This is a genomic window from Streptomyces sp. BJ20, assembly GCF_022869105.1.
GTDB classification, from domain to species: Bacteria; Actinomycetota; Actinomycetes; order Streptomycetales; family Streptomycetaceae; genus Streptomyces; species Streptomyces griseoincarnatus.
Genome location: NZ_CP094918.1, coordinates 6,122,431 through 6,140,847, shown reverse-complemented (window position 1 = coordinate 6,140,847; position 18,417 = coordinate 6,122,431). Strand labels below are relative to the sequence as shown.

Annotated in this window: 14 protein-coding genes; 11 read left to right on the top strand and 3 right to left on the bottom strand. The window is 72.5% G+C overall.

Translation table 11 applies throughout. The features are described 5' to 3' along the window. Nucleotides 1-193: 193 nt before the first annotated feature. Nucleotides 194-1,183: a CDP-alcohol phosphatidyltransferase family protein gene (locus MTR79_RS27725; RefSeq protein ID WP_048460881.1), complete on the bottom strand. Its 990-nt coding sequence runs from the start codon at nucleotides 1,181-1,183 to the stop codon at nucleotides 194-196. A gap of 394 nt (nucleotides 1,184-1,577) precedes the next feature. Here MTR79_RS27725 and MTR79_RS27720 point away from each other — a divergent pair, with 394 nt between their 5' ends. The 3 genes from MTR79_RS27720 to MTR79_RS27710 all read left to right on the top strand — a co-directional run bounded on the left by MTR79_RS27720 (nucleotide 1,578) and on the right by MTR79_RS27710 (nucleotide 6,919). Further along, nucleotides 1,578-3,311 (top strand): stealth family protein, encoded by a 1,734-nt coding sequence (locus tag MTR79_RS27720; protein WP_346152970.1) that lies wholly within the window; start codon nucleotides 1,578-1,580, stop codon nucleotides 3,309-3,311. Continuing rightward, nucleotides 3,311-5,017 (top strand): stealth family protein, encoded by a 1,707-nt coding sequence (locus MTR79_RS27715; RefSeq protein ID WP_244792194.1) that lies wholly within the window; start codon nucleotides 3,311-3,313, stop codon nucleotides 5,015-5,017. Before MTR79_RS27720 ends, MTR79_RS27715 begins: the two co-directional genes overlap by 1 nt. Before the next feature lie 282 nt (nucleotides 5,018-5,299). Beyond that, a complete protein-coding gene (locus MTR79_RS27710) occupies nucleotides 5,300-6,919 on the top strand; it encodes a phosphodiester glycosidase family protein (protein WP_244792193.1) in 1,620 nt (539 codons plus the stop codon). Between the two features lie 6 nt (nucleotides 6,920-6,925). On the opposite strand, the gene MTR79_RS27705 is transcribed toward MTR79_RS27710, so the two are convergent. Continuing rightward, nucleotides 6,926-8,992 carry a CDP-glycerol glycerophosphotransferase family protein gene (locus MTR79_RS27705; RefSeq protein WP_244793316.1) on the bottom strand — a complete coding sequence of 689 codons (2,067 nt, stop codon included), beginning with the start codon at nucleotides 8,990-8,992 and terminating at the stop codon, nucleotides 6,926-6,928. A gap of 326 nt (nucleotides 8,993-9,318) precedes the next feature. Here MTR79_RS27705 and proB point away from each other — a divergent pair, with 326 nt between their 5' ends. From proB to MTR79_RS27680, 5 genes are all read left to right on the top strand, one after another. Next, the gene (gene proB, locus MTR79_RS27700; RefSeq protein WP_244792192.1) at nucleotides 9,319-10,497 is read left to right on the top strand and encodes a glutamate 5-kinase; all 1,179 of its coding nucleotides are present in this window, start codon (nucleotides 9,319-9,321) and stop codon (nucleotides 10,495-10,497) included. Nucleotides 10,498-10,633: 136 nt separating this feature from the next. Then, nucleotides 10,634-11,104, top strand: coding sequence for a hypothetical protein (locus MTR79_RS27695; RefSeq protein ID WP_048460329.1), 471 nt, complete (start codon nucleotides 10,634-10,636; stop codon nucleotides 11,102-11,104). Nucleotides 11,105-11,209: 105 nt separating this feature from the next. After that, nucleotides 11,210-12,496, top strand: a complete 1,287-nt coding sequence (locus MTR79_RS27690; RefSeq protein WP_048460318.1) for a glutamate-5-semialdehyde dehydrogenase — start codon at nucleotides 11,210-11,212, stop codon at nucleotides 12,494-12,496. Between the two features lie 75 nt (nucleotides 12,497-12,571). Continuing rightward, entirely contained in the window at nucleotides 12,572-13,150 is a 579-nt protein-coding gene (locus MTR79_RS27685; protein WP_086704843.1) for a hypothetical protein, read from the top strand. A gap of 86 nt (nucleotides 13,151-13,236) precedes the next feature. After that, nucleotides 13,237-14,313 carry a hypothetical protein gene (locus tag MTR79_RS27680; protein WP_244792191.1) on the top strand — a complete coding sequence of 359 codons (1,077 nt, stop codon included), beginning with the start codon at nucleotides 13,237-13,239 and terminating at the stop codon, nucleotides 14,311-14,313. Between the two features lie 19 nt (nucleotides 14,314-14,332). Here MTR79_RS27680 and MTR79_RS27675 read toward each other — a convergent pair whose 3' ends face one another. Continuing rightward, nucleotides 14,333-15,442 (bottom strand): M48 family metallopeptidase, encoded by a 1,110-nt coding sequence (locus tag MTR79_RS27675; protein WP_244792190.1) that lies wholly within the window; start codon nucleotides 15,440-15,442, stop codon nucleotides 14,333-14,335. A gap of 296 nt (nucleotides 15,443-15,738) precedes the next feature. Here MTR79_RS27675 and MTR79_RS27670 point away from each other — a divergent pair, with 296 nt between their 5' ends. From MTR79_RS27670 to MTR79_RS27660, 3 genes are all read left to right on the top strand, one after another. Then, the gene (locus tag MTR79_RS27670) at nucleotides 15,739-15,903 is read left to right on the top strand and encodes a hypothetical protein (protein ID WP_006136080.1); all 165 of its coding nucleotides are present in this window, start codon (nucleotides 15,739-15,741) and stop codon (nucleotides 15,901-15,903) included. 70 nt (nucleotides 15,904-15,973) lie between these two features. Beyond that, nucleotides 15,974-16,612, top strand: a complete 639-nt coding sequence (gene nadD, locus MTR79_RS27665) for a nicotinate-nucleotide adenylyltransferase (RefSeq protein ID WP_048460314.1) — start codon at nucleotides 15,974-15,976, stop codon at nucleotides 16,610-16,612. 16 nt (nucleotides 16,613-16,628) lie between these two features. Beyond that, nucleotides 16,629-18,350, top strand: coding sequence for an LCP family protein (locus MTR79_RS27660; RefSeq protein WP_086703009.1), 1,722 nt, complete (start codon nucleotides 16,629-16,631; stop codon nucleotides 18,348-18,350). Nucleotides 18,351-18,417 lie beyond the last annotated feature (67 nt).

Below are 18,417 nucleotides of genomic sequence, written 5' to 3'. Positions count from 1 at the left end.
GGAGGAATCGCGTGGACGTTCCGGTCGAATTCCGTGTCCTTCTCGAGGAGATCCCGCACCACGGAATTCACGCTGCCCGGGAAGTGCGGGGGACTCCCGCCCCGGGACACGCCCAGCCGCTCCGTGAACTCCTGTCGAGCGACTGGACGGACTCCGGCACCGGGATCCTGTCCGCGGGGAGGGCTGCTCCCTCTCAGACCAGCGTGGCCTGCTCCGACGGGCTGGACGTCTCGGACTTCATCTCCGCCTCCAGGCGGTCGTACCGGGCCATGGTGCGCTGGAAGGCGCGGGTGGCCAGGAGGAGGCGGTAGACCACGAGCACCTCGAAGGCGAGGAGCAGGGCGCCCGCGGCGACCGTCGGCCAGAAGACCGAGCCCAGCAGCGGCGCGACGATGAAGATCGTCATCTGGAACTCGATGCCGCTGAACAGGTGGATGCGGATCCGGTGGCTGACGAGGAAGTCGCGCAGACGCACGTAACCGGGCAGGCGCGTGATGAAGGTCTTGGCCGGGGGCACCACGTGCGCGGGGGCGGCCGGGGCCGTGGCGGCGGCCGCGGAGGCGTCGCCGGCCGTCGGCTGGGCGGGGACCTTGGCGGTGCCCTTCACCGGGGTGTCGTCGGCCTCGTCGTCCGCGCCGTTGTCCTGGGAGGTGTCGATCAGGCCCAGTTCCTCGGCGCGCTCACGCTGGCGCCGCCGCATGTTCAGGCGGACCTTCCATATCTCCAGCGCGTCCATGTAGCGGAGCATGTCGAGGAACACCACGGCCACGGCGAGCCATATGTAGGTGACGTCCTCCGTCCGCTGGTACTGCCCGCCCATCAGGGCGATGGCGCACACCAGCACGCGGACGCGGTCGAAGATGTAGTCGAGCCAGGCGCCGAACGCCGAGCCCTTCCCCGTCAGACGGGCGAGCTTCCCGTCCATGCAGTCCAGGATGAAGCTGACGTGATAGACGACGGCACCGGCCACCAGCCACTGCCAGTCACCCTGTGCGAAACAGGCCGCGGCCCCGATGCCGAGCACCAGGGCGGCCCAGGTGATCTGGTTCGGGGTCACCCGTGTCCACATGGCGGTCCAGCGGACAAGAGGAGTGGCGACGGGGTCGACCAGGAGCACGGTCCACCAGGCGTCTCGCTCTTTTTCCGTGAGGCGGCGGACTTCGGGGAGTGAAGGTACACGCATGACCGTAAGTCTGCATGCTCGCCCGAACACTCTGCGCTCAAACGCGAGTGTGTGCTACGTCACGAATATGATCGCCGGGCGATCGTGATCGGTCGGAATCTCAAGAGGACGGATAAGTCCGAAGAATACCCTTACGGGAGATGTAAGGACCGGAATTGACGGTCGCAAACGCAGGCAACGAAAGTGTGAACTCCGTCCGTCGTGGCGGCCCATGTCATCGAACAGGAATGTGACACCGTTGCTGTAAACTTCCCCCCTGCGGCTTGACCCTGGAGGAGCCTCGAGCGCTCCGCGTGTGGCGCCGTATGGGGGTACAGCGCTCGTTGCCGCTGGTCGCCTTGATGCCTCCGTCATGTAGGCCACGTCGGGACTCGCCGAAAGGTTTGGGATTGAAGTGAGTGTGCGTACCCGCATCGGAAGCAGTCTGAAGTCGCGCACCAAGAGCGCGATGCAGGCGCAGAAGCGCCGGGCGTGGTTGTTGCGGGTCACGCGGCAGCGGCAGGGCCTGCTGCGGTCCGACGCGGGTGTGCGTCAGGTCTCGTTCGACGGCGAGCCGCTGTGGGGGCGGGTGGTCGACGGGTTCACGGCGGCCGGCGCCGCCGCGGACAACCTGGCGCTGGTCGCCGACGCGCTGGAGCGCGCGGAGATCTCCTACTTCGTGGTGCCGGGTGTGTCGCGGACCGCGTGGGCGCTGGGTGTGCGCGAGTCCGACCGTGAGGCGTTCCTGCGGTCGATGCGCGAGTTGTACGCGGGCACCGTGGTGTTCGCGGCGCGTCCCCGCTCAGGCGGTGTGTCGGACTTCTCGCTTTTCGCGGACGAGGCCTGGCCGAAGTCGCTGTCGGCGGCCCCCGTGATGCGTTTCGGCGTGGTGCGGCTGGGCCCCGCGGGGCAGGTCCTGGGCGGTCCGCTGCTCGGCTGCGACGTGGAGTTCTGGCAGGACGGCGCCGAGGTGCTGGCGGGTCCCGACGCGGAGGCGGAGCTGGCGCGCGTGTCGCCGCAGGCCTCCGCGGACGTGCTGGCCGACTCCCTGGTCGCCCCCCGGCGCAACCGGATATCGGACGTCATGCCGACCAGCGAGCAGAAGTCCGCGAAGATCACGGTGCAGGGCCGCGACTACCCGACGTTCGCGCCCTTCACCGTGACCACGGTGGAGGACGTCACGTTCCCCATCGACGTCGTCTACACCTGGGTCGACGGCGAGGACCCCGAGCTGCGCGCCAAGCGGCAGAAGTACAAGAGCGAGGGCGTACCGGCGATCCTCGACAAGGAGACCAACGAGTCCCGCTACACCAGCCACGACGAGCTGAAGTACTCGCTGCGGTCGCTGGAGATGTACGCCGGCTTCGTGCGGCACATCTACATCGTCACCGACGGCCAGAAGCCGGAGTGGCTGGACGCCGACGCGCCCGGCATCACGGTCGTGGACCACAAGGACATCTTCCCCGAGGGCGTCCTGCCGGTCTTCAACTCGCACGCCATCGAGACGCGGCTGCACCACATCCCGGGCCTCTCCGACCACTACCTGTACTTCAACGACGACGTGTTCGTCGGCCGCAGCGTCACCCCGCAGCACTTCTTCTTCGCGAACGGCATCGCCCGCATCCCGTTCTCGCCGCTCAAGGTCGGCGTCGGCCAGCCGCACGGCGGCGAGACCGCGACCAACTCGGCCGGCAAGAACGTGCGCCAGCTGCTGATGAAGGCCCACGACCGCTTCATCACGCACAACTTCATGCACACCCCGCTGCCGCAGGTGCGGTCGGTGCTGAACGAGCTCGAGGAGATGTTCCCCGAGGAGGTCGGCCAGACCATGCGCTCGCGCTTCCGGTCGCCCGACGACATCGCGATGACCGCGTCGATGCACTACAACCACGCGTACATCACCGGCAAGGGCGTCCCCGGCAAGTTCCGCTTCCGGTACGTCAACATCAGCCGTGAGGACGCGGACCGCCGTCTCGAGGGCATCCGGGCCAAGCGCAACTACGACTTCTTCTGCCTCAACGACGTCGACGTGCCGCCGGAGCAGCGCGAAGAGGTCACCGCCCGCATGTTCTCCTTCCTGGAGGAGTACTTCCCCTTCCCGAGCTCCTTCGAGAAGGCGCCTGAAAGCACCTCCTCCGGGAAGCGTTGATGACACCGGCCTCGCGGCGGATCCGCCGGCTGGCGCGACGGGGACTCGGCGTCGGCCGCAAGGTGCGCGACCGGGCCTCGGCGGCCCGGCTCGCCAGGCAGCGGCAGGGCCTGCTGGGGTCCGACGCGGGTGTGCGCCAGGCGTCGTTCGACGGCGAGCCGCTGTGGGGGCGGGTGGTCGACGGGTTCACGGCGGCCGGCGCCGCCGCGGACAACCTGGCGCTGGTCGCCGACGCGCTGGAGCGCGCGGAGATCTCCTACTTCGTGGTGCCGGGTGTGTCGCGGACCGCGTGGGCGCTGGGTGTGCGCGAGTCCGACCGTGAGGCGTTCCTGAAGGCGATGCGCGAGTTGTACGCGGGTACCGTGGTGTTCGCGGCGCGTCCCCGCTCCGGCGGTGTGTCGGACTTCTCGCTCTTCGCGGACGAGGCCTGGCCGAAGTCGCTGTCGGCGGCCCCCGTGATGCGGTTCGGCGTGGTGCGGCTGGGCCCCGCGGGGCAGGTCCTGGGCGGTCCGCAGCTGGGCTGCGACGTGGAGTTCTGGCAGGACGGCGCCGACGTGCTCGCGGGTCCGCGGGCGCAGGCGGAGCTGGCACGGGTGTCGCCGCAGGCCTCCGCCGACGTGCTGGCCGACTCCCTCGTGGCGCCGCGCCGCAACCGCGTGGCCGACGTGGTGCCGACCGCGGAGCAGACGCCCGCGAAGGTCACGGTCGGCGGGCGGGACCACCCCACCTTCGCGCCGTTCACCGTGACCACGGTGGAGGACGTCACCTTCCCCATCGACGTCGTCTACACCTGGGTCGACGGCCAGGACCCCGAACTGCGCGCGAAGCGTCGGAAGTACCGGGGCGACGGAGACGCCGGCATCGCCGCCCGCGAGGTCGGCGAGTCCCGCTACACCAGCCACGACGAGCTGAAGTACTCCCTGCGCTCCCTCCAGATGTACGCCGGCTTCGTGCGACACGTGTACATCGTCACCGACGGCCAGACCCCCCAGTGGCTCGACCCGGAGGCGCCCGGCGTCACGGTCGTGGACCACAGGGACATCTTCCCCGGGGGCGTCCTGCCGGTCTTCAACTCGCACGCCATCGAGACGCGGCTGCACCACATCCCGGGCCTCTCGGACCACTACCTGTACTTCAACGACGACGTGTTCGTCGGCCGCAGCGTCACCCCGCAGCACTTCTTCCACGCCAGCGGCGTCGCCCGGCTGCCCTTCTCGACCTACCAGATCGGCGTCGGCGCCCCGCACCCGCAGGCCTCCGCCCCCAACTCCGCCGGGCGGAACGTGCGCCGGCTGCTGGAGGGGACCTACGGGGTGTCCATCACCCACAAGTTCCTGCACACCCCGCATCCCCAGCGCCGGGACGTGCTGACCGATCTGGAGCGGGACTACCCGGAGGCGATCGAGCGGACCATGCGGTCCCGGTTCCGGTCGATCGAGGACGTGGCGCCGGCCACCTCCTTCCACCACCACCTGGCGCTGCTCACCGGCCGCGCCGTCCCGGCGAAGTTCAAGTACCGCTATGTCGACGTCGGCAAGCCCCACCTGGAGGAGCGCGTCGAGTCCCTCAAGGCGCGCCGCGGCTACGACTTCTTCTGCCTCAACGACGTGGACACGGCCCCCGAGCGCCGCGACTACGTACGCTCCTACGTCCACGACTTCCTGGAGTGGTACTTCCCGTACCCGAGCTCCTTCGAGCGCACCTGACGGCACCGCCCGAACCCCCGGCGGGTCGCCGCGCGTCCACACACGCGGCGACCCGCCGTTCTGCTCGGTGAGCCCTTCTCCGCGGGGCTGACCACCCCCGACCTCGGTGCTTGCACGAGCCACCCATATGATCTTGCTTCCGTCGAGGAACCTTCACGTTCCCGTCACGCGGATGAGTGCTGCCCGGATCCGTCCGGTGACGGCCGTCCTCCACCGTTGTCGCGTCGGCCCCGTGCCGTCGCAGGGACACGGACCCGTTCGTTCTTCCTCCAGTTGGTGTCAATGATCAAGAGACTGTGCGGTGCGGGCCTCGCCCTGGCCGTCGGCGTCGTCGTCATGGTGAACGTGCCGTCGCTCCACGCGTCCTCGGCCGCGAACCAGGGGGAGAACGCCCTGCCGCTGGGCCCCTCGGGCCTGAAGGAGATCCGCACCACGCGGACCGTTCAGCCGGGCGTCACCCTCACCCGCATCGTCCGCGGCGCCAAGGACCCGGCCCTGCGCTGGACGGTCGAGGTCGCCGTCCCGGGCGGCCACACCTCACCGGACCCCGACGCGCCGCCGACCGTCCTGAAGGACAGGCCGAGCGCCGACGAGTGGGCCGGTGACCTGGAGCGGGACGGTTTCCGGCCCCGGGTCGAGCAGGTGACGACACCCGAGGTGGCCGATTACGCCGGAGGCACCCTCGGCTGGCGGGTCCGCGTGGGATCGTTCGGCTCGCAGTCCGCCGCGAAGTCCGAGCGCGCCAGGCTGAAGGCGGCCGGGTACACGGGGACCGTCGTGTACACGGGCTGGGACAGTGACGTCACGGCCGAGGGCCCGTGGCGCCTCGACGTGCTCACCATCGATCCCAGCCGGTTCCGCGGCAGCCTCCGGGCGTCGTACGGCGCGGACCTGGAGAACATCGAGACGACCAGCGAACTGGCGGAGGAGGCCGGTGCCGTCGCCGCGGTGAACGCAGGGTACTTCGTCTTCGACCCCGACGCGGGCGCGCCCGGGGACCCGGCCGGCACGGGCGTGTACGACGGGCGTCTGCTGAGCGAGCCGGTGGGCGGGCGCCCCAGCCTGGTGGTGCACGCCGACGGGCGGGGGACGGAGATCACCCGGTACACCTGGGAGGGGCACGCCGTCGGCGGGGACACCTCTCTGCGGCTGACCGGCCTCAACCGGGTGCCGGGTCTGATACGCAACTGCGGCGGCTTCGCGGACGACACCCCCACCTCCCTGCCGCTGCACGACGTGACCTGCACCAACGACGACGAACTCGTCGCCTTCACACCCCACTACGGGCAGCGCACGCCGGAGGGCGAAGGGCTGGAGGCGGTACTGGACGCCGAGGACCGGGTCGTCGAACTGCGCTCACCGAGAGGCGGACCGCTCCCGGAGGACGGCAGCTCGGTCCAGGCGACCGGGCGTCGCGTCGCCGAGCTGACGGACCTCGCCGTGATCGGGGAGAGCCTGCGCCTGGAGACGGCCCTGCTGGACCCGCGCGGACGCCGGGTCGAGCCGGTGCCCGGGACCGACGTGCTGAACGGCGGCCCGGAACTCGTCCGCGGTGGCCGGATCCACGTCACCCCCGCCACCGACGGCATGGTGCGCCGGGACGACCCGAGCTTCTACTACGGCTGGGCGCACAAGCGGAATCCGCGCACGTTCGCCGGGACGGACGCGGACGGCCGCACCGTGCTGGTCACAGCCCATGGCCGCACCGCCGACGCCCTCGGGCTCAGCGTCCTGGAAAGCGCCGAGGTCGCCAGGACGCTCGGGCTGCGCGAGGCCCTCAGCCTCGACGGCGGCGGCTCCACCACGATGGTGGTCGACGGCGCGGTGCTCACCACGCCGTCCGACTCCACCGACGAACGGTCCGTGGGCGACGTCCTGCTGATCATGCCCCGCAGGGACTGACCGGCCTCAGGCGAGCTGCCCCGGCCGTTCCGGCGCGGGCAGCGTGATCCGGGCGGGCGCCGGCCGGACCTGGCGGGGGGCCGGGACCCCAGCCGTCGCCCTGCCGGTCATCCGGGCCCTGTGCGTCGCGGCGGCCGCGCCCAGGGCGCGTACGGCCTCCGCGAAGCGTTCCTGGGACGAGGGCTCGGACGGGCCCAGCAGGCGCAGGCGCAGCTCCGCCCGTTCCCCGGCCAGACCGTCCTTCTCCGGGTGCCGGACCGTCTCCAGCAGGGCCGGCACGCCCGTCGCGTCCGGGGTGAGGACGGTAGCCGCCGCCACCGTCGGGAACCGGGTGCGGAACGTCTCCTCGGTGAGGCCGCCGGTGTTCGTCACCGCGTACGGCTTGCCGCTCGCCAGGAAGTCGCTGATCACACTCGACACGTCGCTGATCAGCAGGTCGGCCACGTCGAAGCAGGAGTACAGCGAGGGGCGGGCGTCCACGACGACCTGGTGCTCCCACTCCGGCAGCGACGCCCAGTACGCCGCCTCCCAGGCCTCGGTCGCCCGTGCCACCGCCTCCGCGCGGCCCGCCGGGGGAGCGGACTGGACGAGCATCCGCTCCGCCTGGTCGGCGCCCTCTCGGAACTCCGCGGCGGTCAGCCGGTCGAGCTCGGCCGTGCGGGCGGCCAGCTCGTCCGACGCGGCGGGGCGCGAACCGGAGCGAGTCCGGCCGGCCGCGCGGATCAGCTCCCGGATGCGGCGGTCCGCGGCGCCCGCGCGCGGGTCCACCGAGCCGGTCAGCGGGTGCGGCTTGTACAGCAGCCGCACGCCCGGGTCCGCGAGCAGCGCCCGCACCAGGTTCTCGCCGGCCGCGATCACCGAGGTGTTGCCCGGGTTGCCGTCCCAGCCCTCCCAGGTCGGCGCGTACAGCACGGTGACGTACGAGCCCGCCGGCGGCCCCGCGTACGGCCGGACCGCGTCCAGCTGCGGGCGGCCGATCTCCACCACGTCCTTGTCCTCGACCCCGACCTCGGCCAGCGCGTACCGCTCGCGCGCCGCCGGACCCGCGACCCACACCTCGTCGTACGCCTTCGCGTACGGGTTGCAGGACGACAGCTTGTCGCTCTCCCCGTGGTTGACGAACGCGTGCTTGATCGTGGGGATGCGCAGCACCTGCGAGGTCTTCCCGGAGTTGGACGGGTGGATGAGCACCTGGAGCGTGGAGTGCTCCAGCCGCATCAGCGTCGGCACCTTCGGCAGGCACACGATCGGGATGTCGGTCGCCGGGATCCGCGACACCATGTACCGCTCGCGCAGGACGATCAGCGGCCGGCCGTCCAGCCGGGCCAGCGGCTCCAGCCACATCCCCGCCTGGTAGACGGAGGACGGCCCGCCGGAGAAGTACAGCCCCACGGTGGGCCGGTACTCGGCCAGCCAGGCGTCGAACCAGGCGAGCACCTCCTGCTCGCCGGCCGGGCGCCTCCCGGGCAGCAGCCGCAGCGACAGCGCGACCAGACCGCCCAGCGCGAGCCCCAGCGACAGGGCGATCCCGGCCGCCGCGCACCGCGCGTCGTCCGTCACCGCCGTCGCCGTCAGCCCGGCCGTCGCGGGCAGCCCGAACACCGGCAGCCGGTGCCCTGGGCGGCGCAGCAGGGCGGGCGGGGCGGGGGACAGGCGCAGCGCGGAGGCGTCGATGTTGCGGGTCACCACCGGCAGCGTGCGGGTGCGGCGCACCAGCACGGACACCGCCTGAATGGCGCAGTGCAGGGCGTAACACAGCAGCAGACCGGCGAGCAGCGGCGCGTACTGCGTCTCGCGGTGCTGCTCGCCGAGCCGCAGCAGGCCCACCACCAGCAGCAGGTCGCGCAGCACATGGCGGACGGTGACGTCCGCGTGCGCCTTGGCGAACAGCGCGGGAACCCCCCGCTGCCAGCGGTACAGCACGCCCTCCACGGCCAGCGAGAGGGCGGTGGCGGCCAGCAGCAGCGGCACGTGCGGAACCAGCGCCGCCACGGCCTGCACCACGTAGGCACCGGCCAGGACGGACGCCGTGAGGAGCGTGGCGAGCGCGGGGCGGCCGGGCGCGCGGAGCAGCGGGAGGCGGGGCCGGCGGATACCCGCCCTGCACCGCCGACGGGACGTGGGTAGGGGCACTGCGGTCACTCCAGGGTCGTGAGGGACGTGCGCTGGGGTTAACTGCAGTCGGCCTGCAGACGACACGCGCGTGTCGCGCCGCCGCAGGCCAGGTGCCGTCGCACAGGTGTCCACACCCCGGTTCGCACGGACGGAGTACGACGTCCCGCGGGCCGCCGGGCGGTGTCCGGCGCGGTGTCCGGAGGCTGGACCGCCGAGCGTCCTTCGACGTACTTCGCGTAGATTGCCTGCCGGGCGGAACGATCGACGTGAGGGGCGACGGCACAGTGGCAGGGGCACGGCAGACCGTGGGCGAGGCGCGCAGGATCGTCGTCAAGGTCGGCTCCTCGTCGCTGACCACCGCCGCGGGCGGACTGGACGCCGACCGCGTGGACGCGCTCGTGGACGTCCTCGCCAAGACCAGGAAAGAGGGGGCGGCCCCCAGGGCCTCGGTCGAGGGTGGCGGCGGGAGACGGGTGGGCGGCGAGCGGGAGATCGTCCTCGTCTCCTCCGGCGCCATCGCCGCCGGGCTCGCCCCGCTGGGACTGCGCCGCCGCCCCCGCGACCTGGCCCGCCAGCAGGCCGCCGCCAGCGTCGGCCAGGGCCTGCTCGTCGCCCGCTACACCGCCTCCTTCGCCCGCTACGGCGTCCGCGTCGGCCAGGTGCTGCTGACCAGCGACGACATGAGCCGCCGCGCCCACCACCGCAACGCCTCCCGCACCCTGGACAAGCTGCTCGCGATGGGCGCCCTCCCGGTCGTCAACGAGAACGACACGGTCGCCACGGACGAGATCCGCTTCGGCGACAACGACCGCCTCGCCGCGCTCGTCGCCCACCTGGTCCGCGCCGACCTGCTGGTGCTGCTCTCCGACGTGGACGGCGTCTACGACGGCGACCCGTCCCGCCCCGGCACCTCACGGATAACGGAGGTCAGGGGTCCCGAGGACCTCGCCCACGTGGAGATCGGCAGCGCCGGCAAGGCGGGCGTCGGCACCGGCGGCATGGTCACCAAGGTCGAGGCCGCCCGGATCGCCGCCGCCGCGGGCATCCAGGTGGTGCTGACCAGCGCGGTCCACGCGGCCGAGGCGCTCGGCGGCGGTGACACCGGCACCTGGTTCCACCCCACCGGGCGCCGCTCCGCCGACCGGCTGCTGTGGCTCCAGCACGCCTCCACCCCGCAGGGCTCGCTCACCCTGGACGACGGAGCGGTGCGCGCGGTCGTCCAGGGGCGCAAGTCGCTGCTCCCGGCCGGCATCGCCGGCGTCGAGGGCGACTTCAGCGCGGGCGACCCGGTGGAGCTGCGGGACCGGGAGGGACGCGCGGTGGCCCGCGGGCTCGTCAACTTCGACGCCAAGGAGATCCCCCTCCTGGTGGGCCGCTCCACCCGCGAGCTCGCGCGGGAGCTCGGCCCCGGGTACGAACGCGAAGTCGTACACAGGGACGATCTCGTGGTCCTGCAACCGTAATGCCCCAAAACGTCGGCCCTCGGTGGTGGACGTTCCGCGAAACCGCCCCGCGATCCGCGACGGCCTGCTCAACTTTGTCGCAGGGACAAATTCCTCCGCCCGGCGTGCGGGCGGTCCGCGTGTGAAGGAGGCCGTCGTGAGACGAGTGCGCCCCGGGACGACGGTGCCTCACGGTGGCCGCGGCTCCCGGGCGGCGGGTGAGGAACGCGCCCTGACCAGCGTCGCGGCCGGGGACCGGCACCGGGGCGGCGAGGCGCGCGACCTGCCCCGCCTGTGGCACGTCACGCTCAGCGTCTCCGGCGAGCCCGCGCCGGTCGCGGACGTACGGCGGGCGCTGGAGCAGCTCGCACACGACCACCCGTTCCTGCTGACCAGCCGCTACGCCGACGACCACGCGGAGATCCGCTACTGGGAGGAGGCCCGCGACCTGCACGACGCGGCCGCGGTGGCGCTGCGCCTGTGGGGCGAGCACCGGAGGACCGCGGGACTGCCGCCGTGGGAGATCGTGGGCCTGGAGGTCATCGACCGGGCCACCTACCGCAGCCGCGTCGCCGCCGGGCACGGGCCGGTGCCGGCCACCCCGGTCGGGGTGCACCCGTTTCCGTGACGCCCGGAACCTCTCCCGTCACACCCGTTTTGCCCCTGAACGTCCCTGTCTCGGGGTGTGGGACGAACGCCTCCGCGCCGCCCCGGGCGCACTACGCTTCCCTCCATGACCACGCTCTCGCCGTTCGACTCGATGTCCCCGGTCAGCCAGGCCGCCTACCGCGCCAAGGGCGCCGCCGCCACCCTCGCGCCGCTGCCGCGCGCCGCCAAGGACGACGCGCTGCTCGCCATCGCGGACGCGCTGGAGGTCCGCGCGAGCGAGATCGTCGAGGCCAACGCCCAGGACGTGGCGAAGGCGCGCGAGGCCGGCATCAGCGAGGGCATGATCGACCGGCTCACGCTCACCCCGGAGCGGGTCCGCGCCATCGCCGCCGACGTGCGGGACGTGGCCGCGCTGCCCGACCCGGTCGGCGAGGTCGTCCGCGGCTCGACCCTGCCCAACGGCATCGACCTGCGCCAGGTCCGGGTGCCTCTCGGCGTCGTCGGCATCATCTACGAGGGCCGTCCCAACGTGACGGTCGACGCCGCCGCCCTCTGCCTGAAGTCGGGCAACGCGGTCCTGCTGCGCGGCTCCTCCTCCGCCTACCGCTCCAACACCGCTCTGGTGCGGGTGCTGCGCGACGCCGTGCACGGCGCGGGCCTGCCCGCCGACGCCGTCCAGATGGTCCCCGGGGAGAGCCGGGACAGCGTGCGGGAGCTGATGCGCGCCCGCGGCCTGGTCGACGTGCTGATCCCGCGCGGCGGCGCCTCGCTGATCAACACGGTGGTGCAGGAGTCCACCGTCCCCGTCATCGAGACCGGCACCGGCAACTGCCACGTCTACGTCGACGCCCACGCCGACCTCGACATGGCCGTCGACATCCTGGTCAACAGCAAGGCGCAGCGCGTCGGCGTGTGCAACGCCGCCGAGACGCTGCTGGTGCACCAGGACATCGCCGCCGAGTTCCTGCCCCGCGCGCTGGACGCCCTCGCCGACGCCGGGGTCACCGTGCACGCCGACGAGCGCGTGATGGCGTACGCCAAGGACTCCCGGGCCACCGTCGTGGAGGCCACCACGGAGGACTGGGAGACCGAGTACCTGTCGTACGACATCGCCGCCGCCGTGGTCGATTCCCTGGACCGGGCCGTCGAGCACATCCGGCTGTGGACCTCCGGCCACACCGAGGCCATCGTCACCACCTCGCAGCAGGCCGCCCGCCGGTTCACCCAGCTGGTGGACTCCACCACGGTCGCGGTGAACGCCTCCACCCGGTTCACCGACGGCGGCCAGTTCGGCTTCGGCGCGGAGATCGGCATCTCCACGCAGAAGCTGCACGCCCGCGGTCCCATGGGCCTGCCCGAGCTGACCAGCACGAAGTACATCGTCACCGGCGACGGCCACACCCGGCGCTGAGGGGCGCGCCCCGCCGGTGCGGCCCGGCGGGGCGGTGTCCGGTGGGCGGACGAATTTCCGTACCGTCTGCCCAAAATGACCCCCCAGGTCTACTCTGGACGCGTGCCGGAGGACGTGGGGGGCACGCCGTTCCCTGACGGCTGGAAGCCCGACGACGACCACGACCGCGGGGTGTCGGACGAAGAGTTCGCCTCCGTGGTCTTCGACGAGGCCTTCGTACAGGCGGCCGCGGTGCACGAGCCGACCGCCGTCGAGCGCCTCCTGGCCGCCGCGCAGGCCAGAGCCGAGGCCTCCGAGGCCGAGGCCCACCGCGCCCGCTCCCGGCGGCACGACGACGGTTACGGCGGCTACCGCGCCGGGGGCCACGACCCCGACGACGAGGATGCCGACGCCCTGGAGGCCGGGTACGGCTCCCCCTACGGCAGACAGGTCCGCTGGCACCGCCCGGTCGCCTGGATGCTCGCCCTGGTGATGGGCATCGGCATGGTCGCGCTCGCCTTCTCGGCGGTCTACCGGGGCGGCTCCGCGCAGCGCCAGGAGCCTGCCCCGCCGCCCGCCACCACAGGCGTCGGCCAGGGCGCCGGCGCGGCGCCCTCCGCGTCGGCGGACCACTCCCGGCCGACCGTCCCGGTGATCCCCACGGGCGGGCCGTGACCCCTGCTCCGCCTTGGTGAGAACCTGTCAGAAGTTCGGTTCCAGACGGGCGTTTACCGGCACCCCGCCAGACCTACCCTGAAGGTATGGGAGAGCCTTCGGACCCGCCCGAGGGGACGCCCGAGGGAGCCCCCCGAGGCGGCGACGACGAGTACCGGTCCGTCGTCTTCGACGAGACCTTCGTGCGCGCTGCCCGGCTCCAGGAATTCTCCGCGCAGGAGCGCATCACCGACCACACCCCCGCAGTGCGCCGCCTCCCGCCGGCCCGCCGCAGCGGCCTCTCCCGGCAGGCCCTCGTCCTGGTCCTGCTGATCGCCGTGGCCTTCGGCACCGCCGTCTACATGGGTGTACGCCACCCCTACCGCACCCCCGTCGCCGAGCGGCCCGCGGAACCCGCACGGATGACCGTGGTGCCCCTCGCCCCCGAGGGGGCGGTGCCCGGCTCCCGCGACGTCGACCAGCTGTACGCGCACAGCCCCGCCGCCCACTTCCGCGCGGGTGCCGGGGGCGTCCCCCTCCCGCCGACCCGGCGCACCGCGAACTTCTCCGACGACCAGGTGGTGTCCGCCCTGCTCACCGCCCGGGACTACGTCGTGCGGTCAGCCCTGGACCCGGCCGTGGTCACCGGCCGCGAGACCCGCGCCGTACGGATGCTGCTCGACTCCCGCCAGCAGGAGCAGTTCGACGAGAGCCTCGACCGGCCCGCCGCCGACGGACGGCACGCGGTCACCGGATGGCTCGTCCGCTTCGATCCCGCCCATGTGCGGCTCGCCGACCCGCACATCCGGGTCCAGGGCACCCTCCAGGCCGCCGAGGCCGACTCCGGGACGCTGGAGGTCACCACCGACCACACCGTCGTCTACGCGCTCCGCCCGGCCGGCGCGGGCCCGGACACGGAGGCGTCACTGTTCACGGTCCGCCGCGAGCTGCGCTTCCGCTTCGACCGTGAGGACCTGCGGCTGCACCAGGCGGAGCTGGTCGTCTCGCACGTCCAGGCCGGCCCCCAGTCCTGCGCCCTGGACCCGGCCCCGCGCCTGCACCCCCTGCTCGCCGGCCAGCGCGCCCCGCACACCGCCCCACCCGGCACCGATCCCTACGCGCCCGACACTGCCGGCCCGGCCCTCTGCGGCACCCTGGCGGACGCGGCGCAGCCCCGGCTGTGACGGGCGCGGAGGCAGATGCTCAGGCGCCGTCGCGCGGCGGGTCCCGGTCCGTGTCGTTGTCGCCGTCCGGGCGGGACGGGCCCGGCTTGGGACCCGTGAAACCGCCGAAGCCGCGGCGGACCCGGCCGCCCAGGTCGCCGGCGCCGCCCGCGATGTCGCTGACCAGCTTCATCAGCGGATCCGTGGAGGTCCGCACCTCGTCGGCGTAGGTGCTCGCCGACTCCCGCCAGGAGTCCCGCACCGACGCGTCCTTGTCGTCCTCGCGGCGCGGGTAGTGGCCGTCCATGATCCGCTGGAAGTCCCGGGAGGCCGCCCACTTCTTCAGCTCGGCCGCCCGCACCGTGGTGAACGGGTGCGAGCGCGGCAGCACGTTGAGGATCTTCAGCACGGAGTCGCGCAGGTCCCCGCCCGACTCGTACTCCTCGGCCTGCTCCAGGAACGCGTCCACGTTCATCTCGTGCAGATGGTTGCCGCCCGCGATCTTCATCAGGCCGCGCATCGACGCCTGGACGTCCTGACCCACCAGCAGCCCCGCGCGGTCCGCGGACAGCTCCGACTTGCGGAACCACTCCCGCAGCGCGGTCACGATCGCCATGATCGCCACGTTCCCCAGCGGGATCCAGGCGACCCGGACCGCCAGCGACGTCAGGAACAGCAGGACCGTCCGGTACACCGAGTGGCCGGACAGCGCGTGCCCGACCTCGTGCCCGACGACCGCCCGCATCTCCTCCTCGTCGAGCAGTTCCACCAGACCCGTGGTCACCACGATGATCGGCTCGTCGAGACCGATGCACATCGCGTTGGGGTTCGGGTCCTGGTTGACGTACATCGGCGGGACCTTCTCCAGGTCCAGGATGTAGCAGGCGTCCCGCAGCATGTCGTTGAGATGCGCGAACTGCCGGTCCGAGACCCGCACCGAGTCGGACAGGAACAGCAGCCGCAGACTCCGCTCGGGCAGCAGCCCGCTCAGCGCCTTGAAGACCGTGTCGAACCCGCTCAGCTTCCGCAGCGCCACCAGCGCGGAACGGTCGGCGGGGTGTTCGTACGCACGCGAGGAGATTCCCGGGAAACGCCTGCGCTGCCTGCCGGGCACCCTCTCGTGCCCGTTGTGCTGGTGGCCGTCGGACATGTATCCCCCATGTGCGTCTGATGGACCTGCGCGGTCGCCGGTGCGGCCCCCGCTCCCCCGCGGCGGCACCCAGCCTAGGCGGGATTCCCGTCGGCGGGCAGGGGGGACGGCCGCTCCGTGCGGCCCCACGCGGAAGGACGACCGGGCACCCGGCAACGGTTGCCTCCCGCGCCGGGACGGCCCCGCCCGGACGCCGCATGCCCGCAACGGCGGAGTCGGCGTGATCGCCGGGAACCCGCCCGCATACGATGAGCGCACGTCTTTATCCCGCCCACACGCGATAGGTCCTGCCGAAGATGAGCTTCCCCAGCACCGCTGCCCAGATGGTCACCCTCGCCGCCGAGGGCGGAGAGCACGGCGGCAACCACGAGAGCCTCAGCCCCTACCTCACCGGCGGCGGCGCCCTGTTCGTGCTGCTGCTCCTGCTGTGGATCACCACCCGCTTCAACCGCGACCGCTGAGCCGCCGGGTCCTCGCCCCGAGGGCACTGGCGGACGGGGCCCACGGGCCGGGCCGGTAGGGTCTGCACGCATGGGAGAGCAGGACATGCCTACCGGCCCCGGCACCGGCCCGGTCGCGCGGGGCAAGCGCCGTCTGGGCGTCATGGGCGGCACTTTCGACCCGATCCACCACGGGCACCTGGTGGCGGCCAGTGAGGTGGCCGCGCAGTTCCACCTCGACGAGGTGGTCTTCGTCCCCACCGGCCAGCCGTGGCAGAAGAGCCACCGCGCGGTCTCGCCCGCCGAGGACCGCTACCTGATGACGGTCATCGCCACCGCCGAGAACCCCCAGTTCTCGGTCAGCCGCATCGACATCGACCGCGGCGGACCCACCTACACCGTGGACACCCTGCGCGACCTCAACGCGCTCAACCCGGACACGGACCTGTTCTTCATCACCGGCGCCGACGCCCTCGCCCAGATCCTGACCTGGCGCGACAGCGAGGAGCTGTTCTCCCTGGCACACTTCATCGGCGTGACCCGGCCCGGCCACCATCTGACCGACGCCGGCCTGCCCGAGGGCGGAGTCTCGCTCGTGGAGGTCCCGGCCCTCGCCATCTCCTCCACGGACTGCCGTGCGAGAGTCGCCAAGGGAGACCCCGTCTGGTACCTGGTGCCGGACGGTGTCGTGCGCTACATCGCCAAGCGCCAGCTGTATCGCGGCGAGTGAGCCGAGAGGGGCACCGGTGAACGACGGATACGACGCGGGATACGGGGACGGGGGCCCGTACGAGCTCGTCGGCTACGACGAGTACGGCCGGCCGGTCTACCGGCAGACCGACGGCCGGCAGACGCAGCAGCAGTACGACCCCTACGGACAGCAGGGCGGGCAGACCCAGCAGGACTACGGCTACGACCCGTACGCGACCGGCGGCCACCAGCAGCCCGCCTACGACCCGTACGGGAACGGCGGCGGCTACGGCTACGACCCGTACGCCACGGGCGGCCACCAGCAGCCCGTCCACGACCCCTACGGGCAGGGCGCGCATCCCGACGGCACCGGACAGCAGCCCCGGGTGACCGAGCAGACCGCGTACATACCGGAGCAGCACGGCCACGCCCCCGAGCGCACCGCGCACATCCCGCGGCAGGCCGGCCCGGCCGACGACGCGAGGGACGACGACGGCTCCGCCCCCGAGTACCGCACCGAGCAGTTCGCCTTCGTCGAGGAGCCGGACGACGGCTCCGAGGACGTCATCGACTGGCTCAAGTTCACCGAGAACCGCACCGAGCGCCGCGAGGAGGCCCGCCGCCGCGCCCGCAGCCGGATCATCGCCCTGACCGTGGTGTTCGCGCTGGTCGTCGCCGGCGGCGTCGGCTACCTCTGGTACGCCGGGAAGCTCCCCGGACTCTCCGCCTCCGACGCGGACACCGGAACCACCACCGCCGCGGGCGCGCAGAAGCGGGACGTGCTCGTCGTCCACCTGCACGACACCGAGAACGGCGGCACCTCCACCGCGCTGCTCGTCGACAACGCCACCACCGAGCAGGGCACCACCGTGCTGCTGCCCAACTCCCTCGCCCTGACCGCCGAGGACGGCACCACCACCACGCTCGCCAAGTCCGTCGAGGACGACGGCTCCGAGGGCACCAGGACCGCCCTAGACACCGTCCTCGGCACCGACATCGAGGGCACCTGGCGCCTGGACACCCCCTTCCTGCTCACCCTCGTCGACCTGGTCGGCAACATCGAGGTCGACACCGACGCCGACGTGCCCGACCCCAACGCCAAGAAGGGCGAGGCGCCGCTGGTCAGGAAGGGCAAGGGCCAGACCCTCAGCGGCAAGATGGCCGTCGCCTACGCCACCCACCGCGGCCCCGGCGAGGCCCAGGACGCCCAGCTGGAGCGGTTCGGGCAGGTGCTGCACGGGGTGCTGCGCAAGATGACCTCCGACCCGGACGCCGCCACGGTCACCGTCCAGACCCTCGGCCAGATCATCGAGCCGCCGCTCACCGACGCGGACCTCGGCGCCTTCCTCGCCCGGCTCTCCGACCTGGCCAAGGGCGGCGACCACCGCACCCGGCTGCTGCCCGTCGAGGAGGACGGCACGCTGACCGCCGAGGCGAGCGACAGCGTCGTCAAGGACGTCCTCGGCGGCACCGCCAAGAGCCCCGACCGGGACGCCGCGGTCACCGTCTCCGTGCGCAACGCCACCGGCGACAAGGACGACACCGAGAAGGCCCGCGTGGTGCTGCTCAACGGCGGCTTCACCTTCCTGGAGGGCGGCACCGCCGGCTCCGCCGAGGCGACCTCCGAGGTCGTCTACGCCGACCCCGCGGAGAAGGAGAACGCCGCCGAGGTCGCCAAGACCCTGGGCCTGCCCGCCGACGCCGTCACCAAGGGCAAGATCTCCGGCAACGCGCGCGTGGCGGTCGTCCTCGGCCAGGACTACGACCCCGGCTCGTAGTGAGGACCGGCGCACCCCGCGTCACGACGTGGGGTGCGCCCGGCGGTCCGTGAGACCCTGGAGGTCA

Bases quoted from the DNA above. Each gene is read 5' to 3' on its own strand.
- MTR79_RS27725 (WP_048460881.1), bottom strand. From the start codon at position 1,183: ATGCGTGTACCTTCACTCCCCGAAGTCCGCCGCCTCACGGAAAAAGAG.
- MTR79_RS27715 (WP_244792194.1), top strand. From the start codon at position 3,311: ATGACACCGGCCTCGCGGCGGATCCGCCGGCTGGCGCGACGGGGACTC.
- MTR79_RS27710 (WP_244792193.1), top strand. From the start codon at position 5,300: ATGATCAAGAGACTGTGCGGTGCGGGCCTCGCCCTGGCCGTCGGCGTC.
- MTR79_RS27690 (WP_048460318.1), top strand. From the start codon at position 11,210: ATGACCACGCTCTCGCCGTTCGACTCGATGTCCCCGGTCAGCCAGGCC.
- MTR79_RS27685 (WP_086704843.1), top strand. From the start codon at position 12,572: ATGACCCCCCAGGTCTACTCTGGACGCGTGCCGGAGGACGTGGGGGGC.
- MTR79_RS27680 (WP_244792191.1), top strand. From the start codon at position 13,237: ATGGGAGAGCCTTCGGACCCGCCCGAGGGGACGCCCGAGGGAGCCCCC.
- MTR79_RS27675 (WP_244792190.1), bottom strand. From the start codon at position 15,442: ATGTCCGACGGCCACCAGCACAACGGGCACGAGAGGGTGCCCGGCAGG.
- MTR79_RS27670 (WP_006136080.1), top strand. From the start codon at position 15,739: ATGAGCTTCCCCAGCACCGCTGCCCAGATGGTCACCCTCGCCGCCGAG.
- nadD (WP_048460314.1), top strand. From the start codon at position 15,974: ATGGGAGAGCAGGACATGCCTACCGGCCCCGGCACCGGCCCGGTCGCG.